A 21,806-nucleotide genomic window follows, 5' to 3' on the forward strand; every position below is an offset into this window, starting at 1 on the left:
ATTATTCCTCCTTATTTTTATTCTTTTTATTATTTTTATATAACTTATTTATCATTGTTTTTTTAAACTCTTTTTCATTTTGCTTAATCAAATTTCATTCTTCTTCACCTTTTTTTACAACTTCTTCAAACTCTTCTTTAGAAAAAGTATGAATAGTCAATCCATCTAATTTATCAATCTTTTTATTTTTGAAAATAAAACTTGATAAATATCCAGTTATTAATGATCCAAAAAATGCAAGTAAGGTTCCATAAAATTGAGATATTTGTGGAACTGAATCAGGGTTATTATTATGTACAATTGATAAAATAAAGAATATAAATAAAACTATAAATCCAAATAAACCTGCCAAGATAGCGCCAATATTAGAAGTACGCTTTGTAAATATTCCTAATATATATATGACTGATACTGATACTCCAAATAAGGATATGAAATTAGTTGTCAAATCTAGCATATTTTGAGCTTTAGTTGCTATTAATGTTAAAGCAGCTGTTGTACCAATTATTCCTGCTATAACAATGATTATCTTAGCATAAAGTAGCTTTTTCTTTTCTTCTAAATCTGGTTTTCATTTCTTAATGATGTCTTCAACAATACAAGTCGCAGAACAATGTAAAGAAGAAGATATAGTACCCATACTAGCAGCATAAATTCCAGCAATAATTAATCCACTAATACCAATTGGCAAAACAGTAACTATGAAATATGGTAAAATTTGTTCTGATGTAATACCTAAGTCATTTACAATATCACTTGAATTAGATAAACCTGTCTTTTGATTGTAATATGCAAATAATAAAGAACCCATTCCATAAAACAAGAAAATTGTTATTAAAGACAATATTGCATTTGTTCACAACCCTTTTTTAGTTTGTTTAAAACTTTGATTTGATTGATATCTCTGTATCACGTCTTGTGAACCAACATATTGATAAAAAGTATTAATAATTTGTCCAAAAAATAGTATTAAAATTCAATCATTTGCCCAACCATTTGGTAAAGCACTTTTTAAAGATAATATTTTGTCATTATCTTGAATTGAACCATTAATTCCACCTATATCAGGCATCTTGGCAAGTGCGAATATTATAGCTAATGCTATTCCCCCTAATAATACAATTGCTTGAATGAACTCTGTTCATATAACTCCATTCATTCCACCTAATATTGTATATATCATACAAAGAATACCAATAACTGCAGCAATTGCATAAGGATTTATATCTGTAACTGAAGTTAATGCAATTGTTGGTAAATAAATTATTACTCCTATTTTTAAAGTATGAAATAAAATAAACATCACACTTGAAAATAATCTTAAGAAATAACTAAATCTTTTTTCTAAAAAACCATAACCTGTTGTTGCATCTAGTCTTTTAAAAAATGGGATTATAAATTTTATAAGTAATGGTGTAACTATGAAAATAGTTAAATTTCCAAATGCTCATAATCAATCTCCTGAAAATGCTTTAGCTGGAGTTGACATATAAGTTATTGCAGATATTGTTGTTGAGTATATTGAAAATCCAGCTATTCAACCTGGTATTTTTCCACCTGACCTAAAAAACTCTTTTGAGTTATGTTCAGTTTTTTGTATTTTTGATTTGATTTTAAAATAGACACCTATTCCCATCATTATAGCTAAATATAATGCTAATACAATATAGTTTGCTATATGAAAGTTTATTTTTGTATCATTGAACATTTATTTTAAAAACTTATCTTTAATTTCTTTTGCTTTGTCTTTATATTTAATTATCGATTGAGTCATAGGTAGTCTACAATAAACTTCTTCTAAATTATAATGTTGTCTGATTATTTCTTTTAATATTGCATATAATCCATTTTTTAAAACAATATCAATAAAATCATTAATTTCTTTTTGCAAATTCAAAGCTTCTAAGTTTTTACCTTCTTTTACTGCTTTATGTAATTTTTTAGCTTTATTTGCATTTACATTAAAAGTTGATCCGATATAACCATCAATATTATATATTGAGGCAGCTAATTCTTGTTCATCAAAACCATAATAGACTAATTTATCAGGGTGGTTGGCTTTTATTCTTTCTAAAGTATATAAATCGGTTGCTGTAAATTTTACACCTATTAAATCTTTTATTTTAAATAGTTTATCAAATGATTCCATATCAAAGTTTACACCTGATAGTATAGGAATATAATAAGCTATTAAAGGTAGGTTGCATGAATTTTTTATTACAGTATAATAATCTAATATTTGTTCAAATGTAAACTTATAGTAGAATGGTGTTACTGCGCTAATTGCATCATAACCTAGTTCTTCTGCAAGTTTAGCTTGTTCCATTGCTTCATAAACATTTAAACCTCCAACTTGAGCAATTAAAAATACTCTACCTTTGCATTCTTCTGAAACTATTTTTAATATTAACTTTCTTTCTTCATTTGATAATAAAAATGCTTCACCTGTTGAGCCATTAACATACAATCCATCAACTCCTGATACTTCAATATTATAATTTATAAACTTTTTCAAAGCTTCAATATTTAGTTTTCCATTTTTATCAAATGGTATTAAAAGTGCAGCTATAACTCCTTTTAAACTTTTATTCATTTTTTAACTCTCCTTAATTTTTTCTAATCATCATTTTGTAATAAGATGTGGTCTAGTTATTGCACTCCCAACCACAACAGCATAAACTCCACCATTTAATAATTCTCTTACTTTGGTTGGAGTTCATATTCCACCTTCAGCTATAAAAGGTTTATCAATTTTGGTTAATATATTTTTTATATAATTTAGTTCATTCTTTTTATCTTTAAGATGAATAGTATCCATAGTATTTCCACATAAAGTTAAAGAAACTATATCAAAACCTAATTTTGAAGCGTAAATCACTTCTTCAGATGTTGAACAATCAGCCATAAATAATTGATTTGGTCAATTTTTTTTAATTAATTTAAATAAGTCATCTAAATTTGTATTATTAGGTCTTTTTCTAAATGTAGCATCAATAGCAACTATATCTACTTTTGCTACCTCTATTAAATCTTTAACTTCCTGAAAAGTTGGTGTAATATAAACTTCTGAATCTGAATACTTTTTTTTAACAAGACCAATTATTGGAACATTTATAAATTTTTTAGCTTCAATTATATGTTCTATTTGACTCATTCTAAGTATTTCAGCACCACCTAATACACATGCATATGCTAACTTAGATACTATATATGCATCATTCAAAGGTTCTCCTTCTACTGATTGACAAGATATAATTAATTTATTTTTTAAAATTCCAATATTCAAAACTTACCTCCCAAAAGTATTATTAGATATTTAGAAAAAATTATCAATAATTTTAGTTAATATGAAAATTTTTATCAAAAGACATTATAATATTCTTTGGGGATTGTAAAATGCATACAATAAATTTAATTACAAAAAATAAATGTTTTACTAAAACTGAAAAATTCTTAATAAATTGAATTGAGAGAAATGTTGAATACTTTATAAATAATAAAATTGAGGTTGTTGCTCAAAAAGCTAATGTTTCAACTGCAACATTAACTAGACTTTCTAAAAAGCTAAAATTTGATAATTTTAGAGTGATGCAACTTAAAATAAATGAAAATTATGTAGTAAATAAAAATAACTATAAACTTAGCACAGAAAAAAATATTAGTTCAACAATAAATAATATTAAAGTATATAATACATATTCTATAAATCTAAGTACAAAGGATATTGACATTGATCAAGTTGAAAGCTTGATATCAGATATAAAAAACTCAAATAAAATTTTAATTTATGGAGCAGGTTCAAGTAGCTTAGCTGCTAAAGAATTAAAAATAAATTTATTAAAAATTGGATATCATATTATGTCATCAAATGATTTTCATGAAATATTGTTAATTATTGCCAACATTGAAATTAATGACCATATTATTTTAATTTCTAAAAGTTGCAATACAAATGAAATTATATTTATTGTAGAATATTGTATAAAAAATAACTTAAAATTTTCATTAATTACATCAAATTATAATTGTATTTATAAATTATACTCTAGCAATTTTATTTTATTTAGCACACATGAACAAAAATATAGAATATCTGCAATTAGTTCTAAAGTAAATGAATTAGTAGTAGTTGATATAATATATAGTGAATTATTTAAATTAGATAAAAATAAAAATAAGGACATTATTGACAAAGGCACTAAGATTGTAAATGAGTGAAATCATATATGTAAAAATTGAAAAGATGTTTAATGTTAAATAAAAAAACATATTCTATACTTGACAGAATATGTTTACTTAATTAGTATTTGATGTTTTAACATTAAATTATATTTTATAAATTAACTTAATTTTATATTTCTTTCGTATAATTTATCAAAATCATATGAAATGTCTTTTGAATCTTTTGAACCACTCATTTTCACTTTATATATAAAAAGGTTAAAATTGTTTTCGCCCTTATTTCCAAATAGTGATAATGTATGATACTCTCGATAATAATTGATTGGATCATTGATTTTTTTTAAATCTTTTAATTCAACAATTATTTCCTCAAGATCAATGCAAAATGAAGCATTTTCTTTATAATAACCAGCAACAAATAAATTGGTTCCATCATAACCTGATAAATGAATATTATAATCATTTTGAGTATAATCTTTAGCTTGTGAATTTTCATATGATTTTGATAATAAATTATTTTCTATTTGTAAAGGTTTGTTGTCATCACCAGTTCCAGATTGTTTGCTAGTAAATAAATTTACCAAATCTTTATCACCCTTATTTTTATAATATGTAAAACTCTCAACTTTATTTTTATCACCGCAAGACACAACATTATTAACTAATGAAGTAGATCCAGATAATAAAGCAAATGAAGTTACTATTGATAATATTTTTTTCATATTTTCCTCCTAAACTAATGAAATATTTTTATAAAAAATATTATGAACTTTAAAATTATTAACAGAGCTAAAATTTATATAATAAACATTTAAAGTGAAATTGTTTTCCCCTTTTTTACCATATAAAGAAACTGTTATTATTCCTTCGAAATCCATGTTCTCATAACTATAGCCGTTCGGTAAATTTAATGTTTCTTTAAAATATGCTTTTATATAATTAATATTATAAAAGAGTTCTCCTTCTATAAAAAAATCATCACCAATTTCTTTACTATCTCATTGAGAATTTATATATTTTCTTGTTTCAATGTAATCTTTTAATAATAAATTTTTGCTACTATCAATCTGGATAGTCTCTTTATTTTTACCATCCATCAATCTAAAATCATTCACTTTATTATCACTGTTTTTTATGTCATTTAATAATGTAGTGTCTGATTGATTATCTAAGTATGTTAATTCTTTTGGTGAATTTTCATACTCTTCATTAGATGTTTTAATTTCATCAATATTGCCACACGCTAAAACTCCAGTAGGAGTTGAAATTAACAAAATAGATGTCAAAGAGTCAATATTTTTTTCATTTTTTACCCTTTCTCAAATAAAATATTTATTTATAAACATTTTTAACTTTAATTATATTAGTTATTAATAATAATCTTAAATTAATATAACTAAACTAATATAGCAAAAAGGAAGCTAAGTAGACCAGTATAAAATTACTGGTTTTTTTGATAGAAAGGAAATAATGCCAAAAATTTATGATATTAATATAAAAACTGAAGCCGTAAAAAGGTACAAAAACGGTGAAAATATAGACAAAATAGCTAATGATTTAAATATTAAAGCAGGATCACAATTAATAAGAATCTGATATAAGTCCTCAAAATCTTGTTATTCTTATAGTATATATAAGGATTGCAAAGAGGTTAAATTGATGAGTCAAAAGTTAAAAAAAGATTTTATTTCTAAGGAACTTAAAGAAAAAAATAAAGAAAATAAATTACTTAAGGACCGAATAAAAAAATTAGAAAAAAACTTAAAGTTTGAGATAGAAGAAAAAATGTTGGCAATAGCGAGTAAAGAAATATTGGAAAAGTCCATTCCTTCTTGCACGGCAACAATATTAATGAATTTATTGAAAATGAGCAAGAAGGAAAAGATAATGATAATGGCAACAAAAGCTTATAAATATTATGCATGCTCTCAAATATATTATTTAGTTGCTAATTATGGCATGGGAACCAATAGGTTAATAAATTATTTTAAAGTTCATAAAAATACTTATTCGAAATTCAAAATGAAATTAAAATTAGAAAACCCTATTTTGTTATACAAATACAAGCTAAAGATTCCAACTATTAATAGCTTTGAAAATGAAAGATTTGAAAATGCAGTAGACTTAGTAAAAGATTTTAAAGAAGCAAATAATGATTTACAAACAGGTTCTCTTTTAATAAGGAAATGAATTTTTGTTAATAAGAATAAAAGAGTCTCTGAAAAAATGATTAACCTAATCAAAAGAGAAAAACCTGAGGTATTTAAAAACTCATTTAGTAGGGACAATTGCAAAAAATCAAGTTATTTCAATGAATCTAAAAAACATAACTCTTATGTTAGAGATGATTTGATTGAAATGAATTACAATACTCCTAATGTAGTTGGAGTTGATGGTACTAATCTAAAAATAGAATTAAATAATTCTTCTTATAAAACAAAATTAAATTGCATGATATCTTATGACTGGGATTTAAAAACTATTGTTGCATATAACTTTGATAAAAACGAAAATTCAAACAGCTCGTTAAAGGTTTTTAAAAGGATAAATGAATATTCAGTAAACACTAATTCAAACAAAGTAATACAATCTGACAGAGGTTTAGCTTTCTCATGTGAAAAAATATTTGAATATGTAAATAAGAAGAATAATAATATAGTGCATTCTATGTCTAAAAGAGGTTTTAAACATAACGCCTCAACCGAAAGTTTAAATAGATGAGTAAAAGAAAAGTTTTTTAAAACTTATGGGTGTAAATTTAAAAATATACAAAATTTTTATGATACTTTTAGAAAATTTGTTTATAACTTTAATAAACTACAATTTTTGAAATATAATATATTTGATCAAAAAAACCAACATTTATAAAATAATTGGTCTACTTAGGTTACACAATGCTTATATTAATATTTTATATAATAATTATAAATTTTTATAAAATAAAAAAATTATTACATATTTGAAGAGCGTATTTTAAATTAAAAATGTTAAAATTATTTAAATAATTACTTAATAATTAAAATTATCTATTATATGAAAGGATAAATATAATATAAAATTATATAGAATTAAATTATGAAAAATTCAAATATAGAACTTCTTAGATTTTTTATGGCTTTATTAATAGTATTTTTTCATCAATATGTTGTTTTTTATTGAAAAATTTTTTTGTTAATTAAATTAATCATATTACCTTGAATTTTTATACCAACTTTAGTTTTTATTTTAATTACTGGTTTTTATAAGGTTAATTCAAATAAATTAATAAATATAAGGTTCTTATTTGTTGTATTTATTTGTTGATTATTAAATATTATTATTGCATCAATTGTATTTAATTTCACTAAAAATAATATACCTTTTTTAGGTTTGCTTCTTGGAGGCAGGGATTGATGATATTTATGAGCAATATTATTAATTCAATTAATGGCACCAATTATTAATAAAATTTTGCATAGTTTTAACAAATATTATATATTATTTATAATAGTCACTTTATATATTTTATTAGAATTCACAAATAATTACATTTACGGAAAATTATTTGGAATATCTAATATTTTAGCAATGATTTTAATGTATATGATTGGTGGTTTGATTAGACTCGAAGTAAAATTAAATAAAATTTATCATTACATTTTTTGTATATCTTTTTTAATAATCCATTGGATTATTTCGTCTATTTTGTCTTATTATTATGATTTTAAATTTTTATCTAGTCAGTTGAGTATATGATATGCTTTATTTGCAATTGTTTTTTTTACACTAATAGTTTCAATAAAACCTTATAATAATAAATTTATAAATTATATTGGAGGTTGTTCATTATTTGTTTATTTATATCATTATTTACCTCAAATTTTAGAAGAAAAGTACCTTACTCCATCTATATTAAAAGGCATTGATCAAAACTTATCCTATTTAATATTTTCAACAATAACTTATATTTCTACTTTTGTATTTGCAGCAATAATTTACAAACCAATTAATCATGTATCGAATAAATTTGCAAACTTTAAAATATTTAGAAAGTTATCAAAATTTAATTGTTATAAAAAATAATTACAAGCACTATTAATGTAGAACTATCGAAACTATGTTAACTAAAAAAGTGGTTATTATATACATAAACATATATCATAAAATTATAAATCTACTTTATAATTTAATAAAGAGGTAAAAATGAGGCAATCAAAAATTGAATTATTAAGATTTTTATGTGCATTGGGAGTAATTTTTTTTCATGTTGGTGGAATAGAAGAATTATGACCTAGTTGATTATATGTTGTATTTTCACCATTTGCTGAAGTTCCTATTCCAATCTTTATAATAATAACTGGGTATATGTCTTTTAATAATAAAAAAAATAGAGGTGTTTATTATTTAATTACTTGTTTTTATTATTATCTTTTGTTTTTGTTATTAGAAACATTAATTAATATTGAAAATGAAAACTTTGTTTTCACAAACTTATTAACAGGTGGTTCAAGATGATGATATTTATGATCAATGATACCAATATACTTTGTTGGACCATTTTATAATATTATTTCAAAAACATTTTCAAAGTATCAATTATTATTTTTTATTGTAATTCTTTTATCTGTATTTTATCTAACTTCAGAAATCAAATATAGTTTTCCACCTTCATTAGGTAATTTTGTTTACTTAAGTTGTGGTTATTTGATTGGAAACTGGTTGAATAGATATGAAAAAGATATAAAAATTTTTATAAAATTATGATTTTCATATATTTATATAATCTCAATGTTAATTATTGAAATTATAATATTTGCAACAATCAAGTATGTAGATGACTCACCAATTGGTCCTCATGTTTTAATTCTAGCAATTTCTATTTTTACAATATTTAATAATTTTAAAATAAAAAATAATAAGTTTATTAACTTTTTAGGTAGCTTATCTTTGTCATTTTATTTATTTCATTACTCATTATTTGAAGTAATTTTAATCTATTTAGACAATTATATTAATACCTATGACAGAAATTTATTACTAATAATTTACTTTTTTATAACAACTTTATCAACTTTTATTTTTTCTATAATAATAATATTTCCAATTAATTTATTGATAAAGAATACAAATAAACTTTATAATTTTATATATTCATTTATTTATGAAAAAATAAGTAATAAAATGAAAAAAGTTAAAATCGATAATAATAATTAAGTATCATAGTAATTAATAATATTTTTAAAAATTAATATATTATTCAAATCATATTTGAAAATAAAAAACCAATTAGCCTAATTACTAATTGGTTTTTATTTAGTTTAATATATATTGTAAAATTCATCTCCATTTTCATTATAACAATTAATTCCAGTTATTATTCAATATGGACTTTCTGAATTTTCAGAAATATTTTCTCAGGTAATTTTATATTTATTATTAACAGTTTTATAATCTTTAAAATTACCATATCCATCATAATTAATGATTTGTTCATCATTCATTTTTAATTCATCTATACCTAAAACTTTACCAGATAACTTAATTTTTTCTTCATCTAATAAATTTTGTCCTTTAAGTTTACTAATTTCATCATCTTGATAATTCAATATTGTTTGATAAGGGTTAAATTTATTAGGTACATTTAATTTTGTTTTTTGCATACTTGCATTTGAAGTAACATCTCCATTACCTTTATAATTAATTGTAAATGACATTTTTCCTTTAGTTTGAGTGTTATTATTTGTATCCATTGAAATATCATCAATACTTCAATATTTTTTATCTGTTAAATATTGAATAACTCCACCATGAACTACTTCCATATCTCTTGATAAATAATCTCTAAATCCTTCAACCATAATCCTAAATTCTTTTTCTCCTAAAACAGAATCATTTGTAACTCCATTATATAATTTATAAAGAGGAGAATTTTCTTCATAAGCAGAATTTTTATAACCTAATTGACTCATTAACTCGGTTTTTGAACTAGATGATAATTCTGATATTTTTGTATAGTCTTTATAATCTACTTGTATTTGTTTTATTAAATCTTGATAATCTTTGTCAGCTGCCATTCTATAAACTTCTGATCCTAATTTTAATAAATTCATACCACCTATATTATTACTTTTTACAGATTCGTTTCAAACATCATCACTCATATATTCGATAAGTTTTGAGTAAGCTGATTTGAATGGTGATTTATCATCAACAAACATGCTATTAATAAAACTTTCTTTATCATTTTCACTTAGCTTTTCGAAATTAGCATAAATTTTATCAATTATTTGATATATATTTTTAGCATTTGTTCCTGGCAATTTTACATCTTGGTCTTGTTTACTAAATAATTTATCTATTCCTAAATCCTTAACATTTGGAATAATAAAACCAAAAAGATCTGTTAAAGGTTCTAATGCAGGATCTAAAGAATTAATAGATTTTAATATTTCATCAGTAATTACATTTTTATTTAATGAATCAGAACTTATGTTTTTTAAACCTTGTCATAAATTTGTAATAAATGAAAACCCTACAGCTTGAGCAATTTGATTTACATCAAGTCCACTTTCCTTAGAATATATATAAGGAGTTAATATATTAGAAAATTCTGTTAACATAGACGCGCCATTAAAAGTTTCTGAGAAATTATCAAACATTGAAGCAAATAATGATATGTAACCTTTTGCTTTATTATCCCCTGCTTCTTTAACTAAAATATTTCCAGTTGAATTAAATAATTTCATTTCATTAGGTTTACTTGCATTTAATGCTGAACTAAATGAATTTCGTATATTTTCATTTTTTTCTTGTAAATCATTATAAGAACCAAAGTCTAGGTCTGCAATTTTATCAGAAACTTTTTTATTTGGATAAATTGCAGATTTTTTAGCTGAACCATTTAACAATAATGAATTGTAATATAAATAACCACTACCATTAGATCCACCAGTACTATCACTAGGTTTTGATACTTCATTAGACTTTCCATTTGTATCCCCAGGATTAGCTCCATCAAAACCTTTAGATAATAAATAATTACTTAGTGCTCCAGTATCTTGAATTCCTCATGCTAGGTTTCTTCTATTCTCTTCTTCAGATAAATCTATATTTTTACCTAAACCAGCAGCAAAGCCCATAGCATTATTTGATTTTTTGTTAAAACCTTGATTACCATCTTCTGAAAAAGTATCATTAAAATAATAAGCTGGTTTTTCATCAGATACATCACCGTTAATGATTTTTGAATAAAAGTCATTATCATACATACCCATAATATAACTAGCTGCCATTGTTGCATTTGTACCATTGTTAATTTTGTCAATGTTTGGTGCTAAATAATTTTTATATTTGTTTAAATCCTCAGTTAAATTGACATTTTGTCCTTCATAGTTATAAGTTACAGGTAATTTAAGAGACTCAGGCTCTGGAGTTAAAAATAAAGACAAAATTTCATTAATGTTATAATTCAAATTTTCATGTCTACCAGCTACAATTAACTTACTAATAAATGAAGCCCCTTCAATCATCTCATTTTGCAAAGGAGTTAAATTGTTATTAACGTCCCCATTATCATTGTTATTTTTTGTTTTACAAGAAATAACAGTTATCATAGGACTACCAGTTAATAAGATTATTAATAATCCATTTAATAATTTTTTCATTTTATTCCACCTCATTACTATTATATATTATTTAAAAGTGTTAACATTTTAAAGTTTATTAAATAATAAAAAACTAAACTTATTAAGGTTTAGTTTATTTTTTAAGTTTTATAAGATTTTAAACAAAATTTATTAATCTTTTCCAATTAAACTTGCCATCCTTGTTTTTTTAACACCAATTATAATTAATGAATAAGAAGATAAGAATATTGCTAAAGATAATATGAATATAAATGGTAATATTCAATAATTAAACATCATCGGTACCGCTAAATTAACACTTAATAAAATATTTGGAACAATTGCATAGATTAATAGAATTACAGAACTCATTGCTAAAATTGATGAAATTATAGTAATTGGTAAGAAAATTCACATCATAATTGAATTAATTTCTTTCATTGAATAACCAAATATCCTCATATTCACCATAAATATTTTATATCTACCAATAAATATATCTGTAATTAAGAAAATAACAATAATAGCTGCAATCATTGATATTGATATAAATATTATTGAAATAGAGACAACTGAAGAAAGTAAATTTTTTACTGCATTTTTTTTAGTTAAAACAGAATCACTATGATTTATTGATTGTTTCATATAATCCATAAATCCATCCATAGTATTATTACCAGATTTAGGAGTTAACATAATCTTTTCAAGTTGATCTGAATTATAATCATTTGAAGTAATTTTAGAATCTGATCAACTATTTAGATTAACATTATCATTAATATTTAAAACTGAATCAAAACTCTCATAACCTTTTAATATATTTGCATAATATTGGTCTAAATAAAACTTATATCCGTCATATAAATCTTCTACTCCAACAACTTCTAAATTTTCAACATTATCATAGAAAACCTCATCAGAAAATAAAGAGTTTTTTAAAGCTATATTTAATCAACTATTTGTAATCCCTGCTTGCATTATTTGATCAATCAAAGGCTTTGTACTTCCATCATTTTCATAAACATAAATATCATATGGATGAACATAATAATACTGACTATCTTCTTTTATTTTATTATTCGAATATTTATAATACTCTTCATTCACTTGTTTAATCAAATCATTATTTATTAAGTTTTTTGGTAGTTTTAAAAGAATATCTTTAGGGTTGAAATATTCTTTGATTTCTCCATTTTCTGTATAGTAAAAATTAGATGCAGAAGAGCTATTTTTTCAATAACTTAATTTATTTACATTTATGTTCCAAATATCTTCTTTAGAGTTTTCTAAGGACCATCATGTTTTATCTAATGGTACAATTTCTTTTGATTTATCAAGATATGTTAAATAATTTTTTTCCATCTTAATGTTTAATTTTTTACCAACACTATACCCCTTTAATGCCATTTTTTTATTAACAAGAATTGGAATTGTTTTATTTGAATTGTTTTCATTATATTTAATTAAACTTTTATTTTTAATATTTATTTTAATCTCATTATTAAAATCAAGCCCGTATCCTACAACATCAGCTTTATTAGATTCATTTAATTGTCCATCAATTCTTGTGTATAAGCTATCAGTATTAACGTTATAAGGAACCTTAGAGAAGTTAAAACTAAAGTTTTTGTAACTATTTTCATCTTTATCTCAATTTTCTTTAATTGAAGAAGGAATAATATTACCAGATATCAATTTAATACAATCATTATAATCTTTTGCATCATTTATTTGTTGTTGATTAAATAATTGTGGTAATAATTTACAAGCAAAAGTATTTGTAAATTGTTTTACAACATTATTAATAGCAGGGTTAACTTCCTGAGATAATTCAATAATATAATCTAATACGCTTGGTGATAAAAGTATACCTTTAAAAGTAGCTAAATTATATAGGAATGAGTCTTGCATTACTTGAGCAAACAATTTAGGATTAGCTCTTCAATAGCTTAATTCAGATTTATCTAACAATGAGTGGTATGTATTAGTTTTTTCATCTTTAATTTTTACATTAAAAATTGATGAATCATTATTTACATCACTTATATTATAACTATTATCATAATAAGTATATTTTGATAAAGGATTATTTGCAGTTACACTTGAATATGAGTATTCATTATTATATGTCATATTTTTATAAAACTCATTTGACATTTCACTAAGAATATTTGGTGTAATTGAAGATATTAATAATACAATTGTTGAAACAAATACAACAAAGAAAAAGGAAACTAAATCTCTAATTGAAGATGCAAATATAATGTTTCTTAATTTTGATGTAAATTTAAATGTCTTAAACTTAGAAAATATTTTTGTTATATATAATCGTGGTTTAGCATTATTGGGTGGTTCTAATAATTTTAAAGGCGATTTATTAACTTTTATATAACTAATTGTAAATACTATAATACCAATTAATAGTACAAAAAATAACAATTCAGATAATAACATTATTCAATTAACTGTTAAATCATTTGGTATATCGAAATATTTTGCAAAGATATCAGTTAAAATTTTCTGTATTCCAATACTAAATGACCAACCAATTGGAATTATTAATAATAATGGTAAACACATATAAGAAATATAATTTAAAATAATTTTAAAATTCGAATATCCTAATGATTTTAAATTACCAATTTGAGATCTTTGAGAATCTAATATTCTTTTAAACAATCTATTTATTACAAAACATAGAGCTAATATAAATAATATGCTGAAGGCAATTGCAATATAATAAAAGACTTTTACTATTTTATCAAATAAAGTAGATCTTAAACCTAAAGTTGATAATTCATCAAAACCTTGAACATTTGCTCTCGATAAGCTTGTTGGTAATTCTTTATCTGGATTATTAATTTTATCAACAATTTTTCCTAAATTTAATATATTATCTGCTAAATATAATTTATATAAATCTATATCATCATTCATATTAGCTTCATTTTGACCAATATATTTTAAATACACTCTTGAAACATCTTGATATTTAGAAGGGTCTACATAATTAACATCATCTTTATTAGTTCTAAATTTTAAACCATATAAATTAGTTGAGATATAAAAAATAGCATTAGTATTTTGGTCTACCATTAAGTCTTCTTCATAAATTGTTGGATATAAATTTAAAGCATTCGACATACTTCCATCTAACCTATATTTTTGAGAATCTTTAAACTCACCAGGAAATATATTATAACTTTCTCCAATTCTCATATTATTAGTTCTAAAATGACCAATAGAAGTTAAGAAAGAGTTTTCAGTAAATACATCATTACTATCTAATTTTTCATAAACAGTATTCAAATCATTATTATAAAATTCAGTAACATACTTGCCATCTATTTTTTTATTATAAAAACTTGATATATAACGATACTTTTCACCATTATTCCCTCACATTACAACTTCATTAGTTACAGTTGATGTAAAATTTGTCAAATTTGAAAGCATCTTATTAAATGAATCAAATCAATTTCTTGAAGTTAAATGCTTATTATCAACTAAATAACCTTCTTGATGTTCTAATGTTTTAAATATATTTTCAGACTCATAATTTCTTATAAAAATTGATGAGTATTTAGAAAACAAATTATATTCATCAGTTGAAAATTTTTGAAGATTATTATTTATATAGTATAAATCTTTATTTCCAACTTTATTAAAACCATTATTTACTAATTCATTGATTTTTGCAATTCTATTATCAAGTGAATCATCTTCATTATATATTTCTAAAATTTCATATTTAATTGAATATGTAATAAATGAGTTATTTAAATAAAACATATAATTAAATATATTTATTGCTGCATCCTTTTTTAATAAGCTAAATTCATCAATACTTCCATTGAAAAAATCAAACTTTTTGTATAAATTACCAATTAATGAATTTAAAAAATAATTTGAATCAAAATTAAATTTAAAAAGGTCACCAAATTCTCCTTTTTTAACAACATTAATTTTTTGTTCTTCATTATAATTTAAAATAGATTGACTTTCATTAGGATAATAATGACTATTTTTTGGAGGTGTTGTACCTTCTACATCTCCAAAATGAAAGTTTATTTGTTTTTTGTTGTCTTTAGAATAAACAGATGATAAGTAGCAATCTTCATTAAGTTTATTATCACAATAAGGAGAAAAGATATATTTTTTTAACGCATTTTCATCACCAAAATTAAGTGATTGAAAATACTCTTTTTCATCACCTTTTTGAGTTTCATTTATTTTAGTATTAAAGGCAAATCATGGACTAAAAGTTTGTGTGTCGTTAGATTTATAACCACTAGAATTAAATCGATAAGAATAATCAAATCCCTTAAAGTTTTTAGTTATAGTATCGTTAGATTTTATTAAATTACTTGAAACAATACCAAAAGTTGATGTAAATACAACTGACACCAAAACTAAAATAATATATATGCTAAATTGAACATATTCCCTAAGAAGTTTTCTTAGTCCATTTTTAAAAAGTAACACATTAATCTCCCAACTTTAATATATTTTAAATTATAACATTTTTAACATAAAATAAAATTATGAATATTTTATGTAAATAAATGTAATTATAATTATTAATAATGAGACTTAAATTGTTTTTAAGATATTAAAAATTAAACATTATTTGAAAGTTTGAAGGTTAATAGTATATAAAAAAAAGCAGTAATTAATACTGCTTTTATAAAAATTATAATTTTGTTAATTTTGCAATAGATTTAGCATATATTTCAATCATTTTTTTCAATTCATCGATTTTTACATATTCATTATAAGCGTGCATTGTAGATTCTTCAATATTAAACTCAGCACCAAAAGCGATCATGTTTGGCATTGATTTTGCAAATGTACCCCCACCAATTGCGATTGGTTCTGATTTATAATCTCCAGTAACTTCTTGATAAACTGACATTATTTTCTTAACAACATCACTATCTTTTGCAAAATATACACTATTTTCAATAGAACTTACTATAAGTTCCATATCAAAATCTTTAATAAAACTGATTAACTTATCATTTATATCTTTTCTTGGATCAAATGTACAAGGAACTCTAAAATTAATTGTAAATCTAAAATCTTTATTTGTAATTTTTAAAATTCCATTACAAGCAGTTAAATCTCCAGTTTCATCATTTATTTTACCAAATACTTTTTCCATATTATGGTCTAAATGAAAGTAATTTGCAACAAATTGAACTAATGGGTGTTTTATTCCTATATAATCCATAGCTTTTAATAATCAACTTGAAGCAGCAACACCCTTTTCAGGTAAACTACCATGACTTGCAACTCCTTTAACATATAATTTATCATTTTCAAGGTAATTTGAAATATTATTATCATTTAAATAATTTTGAATTTCATTGATTTTATCACCTTTATAATAAACCAAGTCATTTACAGCGTTATAAACTTCTCCACCCATGACTTCAAAATCACAATCATATTCACCTATTAAGTCTATATCATCAATTCATTTTTCTGCATAAACAACAGGAAAATGTCCGTCTGGAACATAACCTAAATCACAAATTCTTTCATTAGCAACATATGATTCCATACATTCTCAAGTAGTTTCTTCAGTAGTTCCAAATATAAATCTAATTGTATAGTCTGGTTCAAAACCATTATCAATTAAATATTTAAATGCAAATAAATTCATCATTGTTGGTCCCTTGTCATCAAATGAGCCACGACCAAATAATTTTCCATCTTTTTCAATTGGTTCAAAAGGAGGATTGTTTCATTCTGTTATATTTCCAGGAGGAACAACATCTAGATGGCAAATAATACCAAATAGTTTTTCACCATTACCATAATCAGCATAACCATATTTATAATCATCAGCTATAAATGTTTTCATACCAAAACTTTTACATAAATTTATACAATGATCAAGTACATTTCTAATATCTTGATCAATTGGTGTACCTTTTTCAGCAATTTTTCTATAAGAAGGCATTGATACTACTTTTTTTGTTTCTTCCAATGCATCTTGAAAGTATTCATTTAATAATATGTCTTTATTAATTTCCATTTTTCTACCTCCTCAAGTATTATACAATAAATAAAAAAATGTATTTGTTATTTAAAGATTTAAAAATAAAATTAATTTTTATCTTAATCAGGATAATATTTTTGCTTTATAAAGTCAAGTGTAGTACATACCAATGGAACTGTTGATAATAATATTATTAAATCAAATAATGTATTTATACCATTGTAAATAAAAGAGTAAGCAACTCGATTATCTCAATTAAATTCAAAATATACATCACCATTAACATTAGGATTTAATCAATAAACAACACCACTTATTGATCTACATATAAACATAATTATAAAAGGTATTATAATAAAGTTTAAAAAAGAAATTGCTCTTAACATTTTATTATTAGTTGATTTTTTAGGTTTAAAAAAACAACTAATTGACATTAATACTGTTGGTATTCAATAGTCAAATAAAAATTGTAAAACAGATAATTTATAAGTTGCTGGATTAATTAATGTTATAAAAGCACATAATAAACATAGTAATAATGATTTTGAAAAACTCAATAAATAGCAACCAAAAAAAATGATCATATATTTAAATGGTAAAGTGATACCGAATGGGATTGGTGGTACTAAACCAGTAACAAAATCAAAAATTTCAAATAATGCAAGCAGTAATGAAATTATTGTAATGTCAATTATTTTTAATCTATCTTTACTTATAATCATTTTATTAAATCTTAAGTTAATTAAATAAATAACTAGTATTTCAATGTTAAGTGCAATTATTGAACTAAAAATATTTGATTTAAAATCATAAGTGTTATAAAAATAATTTATTATTGAATTTATTGATAATATTACATATATAAATAAAGCAAATATAAACATAAAAATAAAAGTAAATTTCATAGTGGTGTTAATTGGAACTTCATAAACAGAATTATCTTCATAAACTTCTGTTGTTGTATTTACTAATTTATTTAACAAAAAATAAGTCAGAACAATAAATAATGAAAGTCTTAAAATAGAAAATGTAATTGATACATATAATATTTTTAGATTTTTAGTTATTTTTGAATTATTGTATATATCATTAAATTCATTTTTTTCCATACTTTAATAATACATTTAAAAAATTAAAAATAATAAACTATTATTAAATAGTCGCAATAATTAGATCTAATGATTTTTTAATACTATCGAAATCAGATACTATCTTTATAAATAGTTGTTTTTTAAACTTTTTATAACTATTAATTGTTGAATAATTTAGTATTCCTATTTGTTCAATTATATTATTTTTTAAAACTGACATTCTTTTATAATAAACTTTTTCATTAAATCCTATTTCCAAAAAATCTTTATGATTTGATGATAATATTTTATCAATAAGTTTAGGAGATAAAAATAAAGGTCCCTTAATATCATTGGCATCAACATTAATTCTATAGTTTTTGTTAAAAACAATAGACTCTGATTTAAAAGACCTCCTATTTAATTTAACTTTTTCAACTTTTATATCATTAAATGAACTGTCATATTTATTTGTTGTAATATACATTGTACTTACACAATTATACCTAGACTTAATAAATAAAATTAATAGAAATAATACTATCGTATTTTCAATATCAATACTCATTAAAAAATCAACCTTTGGTAATTTCACAGGTTTTTCAATATAAAATGTTATTTCGTTGTTTTTATAAATAAATGTAATAGTGTTTTCAATACCTTTTCTAGTTTCTTTATTATTATTATAAAAAAAGTTAAAATTACTAATATTAATATCTTTTAGATAAACTGATGCAAAATAATTATAAATTTTAAACATTTTTTTATTATCAAATTGTCTTTTTATAATTAAATTCTCTCGTCTTTTAGCTTTATCACTTAAAAAATAAATTAAAATAAGAAAAAATAAAGAAAAAATTCCTATTATTACAATTGTTATACCAATAATAAAAATAATTGATTTAATCTTAATATCAAATTTTAAAACATATATCATTAAAAACCCTAAAAATGTAATAATTAAACCTAATGTTGAGATTATTTTATAAGTAAGTGAAACTTTATATAAATAATTCAAATTTTTTATTAGTACCATATCAGTTTTAAAATATTCATCAATTTTATTATATAAATCTTCTTTCATATTTACTCCATTTAAAACTTTATACTTATAATATTATAATCAAAAAGTCTTATAAAAAAATATTATTTGATTCATTTAAATATTAATGTATTAAGTAAGACTAATATTGATGAAAAAAACATTATAAACATTCCTATTATTGGAGTTAATAAACCAGTAATTGACAATGGTATAACAACAATGTTATAAATAAATGCTCAAAATAAGTTAGTGTAAATTAGTTTTTTTTGTATATTTTGCAAGCTTTATTGATTCTGATATTAGATTTATATCAGGATTTAAAGGATTAATGTCTGACTCTAAATTTAAAAATGCTTTTTTAGATATAACCGAAATAGACAAATCGGCTTTTTTGAATTGCAAGTATGTCGTTAATTCCATCACCAACATATAATACTTTTTTACTATTAGTTTGATTTTTTTTTAATTATATCAAGCTTTTCATTTATACTTTTTTGAGCATATACTTTATCTATATTCAATTAATTAGCAACAGTATGAGCCACTTTTATATTATCAACAGTAATCATAACAACTTCCAAGCCCATTTTTTTGTTTTAATTGAATTATATGAACTATTTCTAAATTGATCTTCAAACTCTATCATTGCAACAATAATATTATTTTCAATAATTAAAGATGTAGTATTTTCTATTTTATTAAAATCAATATTTATATTAGATTTTAAAGTTTAAATTATAATCAGATATTGGTAAAATTTTATATTCATTTTTATTAATAAAAATGTCTGATTATCTATTTTTTCAACTAATATATCATTATTTAATTTAATATTGCTTGTTCAAAGATAGTTAATTACACCAGTATCTATAAGGTGTATTAGTTGTTTTTCAATTAATACTATGATTTCGAGAAACTTTATATTTCGTGTAAATTTTTTAACTTTTATTTCACCATCTGTTAATGTTCCAATTTTATCAAATGCAACTACATATACTGAAGAGAACTTTTGGAATGATTCTGTCTATTAAAAGTAATACCTTTTTTAGCAGCTTTTGTTGAGCCAATCATAATTGCAATGGTATTGCTATTCCTAAAGAACATGGGCCATGCAGAAACTAATATAGTAACTAATATTTTTAATGAAACATAAAGATTATGTTTATTAATTAAAAAATAAGATATTAAAAATCCAAATAAAGATAAAAATACAATTAATGGGGTAAAATAAATTTTAATTTTATCAATTATAGTTTGAAGTTGAGAATTCTAAGATTGAATTGTCAAAATTTTTGTAATAACTTTATTAATAAAAGAATCAGTATTTTTGTTTTTAACTAATAAAAGTAAGCTATCTGATTTGCATTTCATTCCTGAAAATATAAAATCATTTTTAAAAAATGTTTTAGAAATATTTTCTCCATCAATAATTTGAGTATTAACATTTGCTTTATAATTTAATAAAATTCCATCCAATGGTATTATTTCATTAGATTTTATTTTAATAACATTATTAACATTAACGATATTTATATTTACATAATCTTCAAGATTATTCGAAATTTTTATTACTCTTGTTGGTATTAATGATGTTATTCTTTTTAAATCTTTAGAAACAAAACCTTTTATTTTATTAGTTATATAATCTCCAGATTTGACAAATAAAATTACAAAAATTCCAAAGTCTACTAAGTCTGGATATAAATTATTTGCCAATTGATAAACTGATAAATATTATAGATGTTTGCGTTGATAAAAATATTAGTTTATCATACCTATATTTTTTTAAACAAATATTTCGTAATAAGTCTTTTTAATAAAATTAAAACCATGATACCTACAACTCAAAAAAATAATAAAAAATAAATGGATGCTTTTTTAACTTTCAATTATATACC

General features: G+C 22.2%; 18 protein-coding genes. 6 read left to right on the plus strand and 12 right to left on the minus strand.

Annotated elements, in window-relative coordinates:
* Nucleotide 1 precedes the first annotated feature (1 nt).
* From STURON_RS03660 to STURON_RS03670, 3 genes are read right to left on the minus strand one after another with little or no spacing between them, the layout of a single operon-like run.
* On the minus strand, nt 2-1,708 hold the full coding sequence (locus STURON_RS03660) for a sodium:solute symporter family protein (protein ID WP_075048531.1): 1,707 nt from the start codon (nt 1,706-1,708) through the stop codon (nt 2-4).
* Nucleotides 1,709-2,593 (minus strand): N-acetylneuraminate lyase, encoded by an 885-nt coding sequence (locus tag STURON_RS03665; RefSeq protein ID WP_075048532.1) that lies wholly within the window; start codon nt 2,591-2,593, stop codon nt 1,709-1,711.
* 3 nt (nt 2,594-2,596) lie between these two features.
* A complete protein-coding gene (locus STURON_RS03670) occupies nt 2,597-3,286 on the minus strand; it encodes an N-acetylmannosamine-6-phosphate 2-epimerase (RefSeq protein WP_075048533.1) in 690 nt (229 codons plus the stop codon).
* A 110-nt stretch (nt 3,287-3,396) separates the two neighbouring features.
* Between STURON_RS03670 and STURON_RS03675 the strand changes: the two genes are divergently transcribed.
* The gene (locus tag STURON_RS03675) at nt 3,397-4,251 is read left to right on the plus strand and encodes a MurR/RpiR family transcriptional regulator (RefSeq protein ID WP_075048534.1); all 855 of its coding nucleotides are present in this window, start codon (nt 3,397-3,399) and stop codon (nt 4,249-4,251) included.
* 89 nt (nt 4,252-4,340) lie between these two features.
* Here the strand turns inward: STURON_RS03675 and STURON_RS03680 are convergent, their stop codons facing one another.
* Both STURON_RS03680 and STURON_RS03685 read right to left on the minus strand, forming a co-directional pair.
* Complete coding sequence (locus STURON_RS03680) at nt 4,341-4,904, minus strand: hypothetical protein (RefSeq protein WP_075048535.1); 564 nt, start codon at nt 4,902-4,904, stop codon at nt 4,341-4,343.
* A gap of 9 nt (nt 4,905-4,913) precedes the next feature.
* Entirely contained in the window at nt 4,914-5,528 is a 615-nt protein-coding gene (locus STURON_RS03685) for a hypothetical protein (protein WP_075048536.1), read from the minus strand.
* 124 nt (nt 5,529-5,652) lie between these two features.
* Between STURON_RS03685 and STURON_RS03690 the strand changes: the two genes are divergently transcribed.
* The 3 genes from STURON_RS03690 to STURON_RS03700 all read left to right on the plus strand — a co-directional run bounded on the left by STURON_RS03690 (nt 5,653) and on the right by STURON_RS03700 (nt 9,375).
* Nucleotides 5,653-7,050: a hypothetical protein gene (locus STURON_RS03690; protein WP_075048537.1), complete on the plus strand. Its 1,398-nt coding sequence runs from the start codon at nt 5,653-5,655 to the stop codon at nt 7,048-7,050.
* A 207-nt stretch (nt 7,051-7,257) separates the two neighbouring features.
* Entirely contained in the window at nt 7,258-8,244 is a 987-nt protein-coding gene (locus STURON_RS03695) for an acyltransferase family protein (protein WP_075048538.1), read from the plus strand.
* Between the two features lie 120 nt (nt 8,245-8,364).
* Nucleotides 8,365-9,375, plus strand: coding sequence for an acyltransferase family protein (locus STURON_RS03700; RefSeq protein WP_075048539.1), 1,011 nt, complete (start codon nt 8,365-8,367; stop codon nt 9,373-9,375).
* 104 nt (nt 9,376-9,479) lie between these two features.
* Here the strand turns inward: STURON_RS03700 and STURON_RS03705 are convergent, their stop codons facing one another.
* From STURON_RS03705 to STURON_RS03725, 5 genes are all read right to left on the minus strand, one after another.
* Nucleotides 9,480-11,825: a hypothetical protein gene (locus STURON_RS03705; protein ID WP_075048540.1), complete on the minus strand. Its 2,346-nt coding sequence runs from the start codon at nt 11,823-11,825 to the stop codon at nt 9,480-9,482.
* Between the two features lie 132 nt (nt 11,826-11,957).
* Nucleotides 11,958-16,271, minus strand: a complete 4,314-nt coding sequence (locus STURON_RS03710; RefSeq protein ID WP_075048541.1) for an ABC transporter permease — start codon at nt 16,269-16,271, stop codon at nt 11,958-11,960.
* Between the two features lie 208 nt (nt 16,272-16,479).
* Complete coding sequence (locus STURON_RS03715; RefSeq protein ID WP_075048542.1) at nt 16,480-17,829, minus strand: Sapep family Mn(2+)-dependent dipeptidase; 1,350 nt, start codon at nt 17,827-17,829, stop codon at nt 16,480-16,482.
* An 83-nt stretch (nt 17,830-17,912) separates the two neighbouring features.
* Nucleotides 17,913-18,902: an energy-coupled thiamine transporter ThiT gene (locus tag STURON_RS03720; RefSeq protein ID WP_075048543.1), complete on the minus strand. Its 990-nt coding sequence runs from the start codon at nt 18,900-18,902 to the stop codon at nt 17,913-17,915.
* A gap of 43 nt (nt 18,903-18,945) precedes the next feature.
* Nucleotides 18,946-19,947, minus strand: a complete 1,002-nt coding sequence (locus STURON_RS03725; protein ID WP_075048544.1) for a hypothetical protein — start codon at nt 19,945-19,947, stop codon at nt 18,946-18,948.
* A gap of 66 nt (nt 19,948-20,013) precedes the next feature.
* Between STURON_RS03725 and STURON_RS05960 the strand changes: the two genes are divergently transcribed.
* Nucleotides 20,014-20,136 carry a hypothetical protein gene (locus STURON_RS05960; protein WP_269078823.1) on the plus strand — a complete coding sequence of 41 codons (123 nt, stop codon included), beginning with the start codon at nt 20,014-20,016 and terminating at the stop codon, nt 20,134-20,136.
* 18 nt (nt 20,137-20,154) lie between these two features.
* Here the strand turns inward: STURON_RS05960 and STURON_RS05700 are convergent, their stop codons facing one another.
* A complete protein-coding gene (locus tag STURON_RS05700; protein WP_158500518.1) occupies nt 20,155-20,331 on the minus strand; it encodes a hypothetical protein in 177 nt (58 codons plus the stop codon).
* A 586-nt stretch (nt 20,332-20,917) separates the two neighbouring features.
* On the opposite strand from STURON_RS05700, the gene STURON_RS06030 reads away from it, so the two are divergent.
* Complete coding sequence (locus STURON_RS06030) at nt 20,918-21,061, plus strand: hypothetical protein (RefSeq protein WP_470406634.1); 144 nt, start codon at nt 20,918-20,920, stop codon at nt 21,059-21,061.
* 116 nt (nt 21,062-21,177) lie between these two features.
* Here STURON_RS06030 and STURON_RS06035 read toward each other — a convergent pair whose 3' ends face one another.
* Complete coding sequence (locus tag STURON_RS06035; RefSeq protein WP_075048545.1) at nt 21,178-21,624, minus strand: P-type ATPase actuator domain-containing protein; 447 nt, start codon at nt 21,622-21,624, stop codon at nt 21,178-21,180.
* Nucleotides 21,625-21,806 lie beyond the last annotated feature (182 nt).

It is taken from the genome of Spiroplasma turonicum, assembly GCF_001262715.1.
Lineage (GTDB): Bacteria > Bacillota_I > Bacilli_A > Mycoplasmatales > Mycoplasmataceae > Spiroplasma_A > Spiroplasma_A turonicum.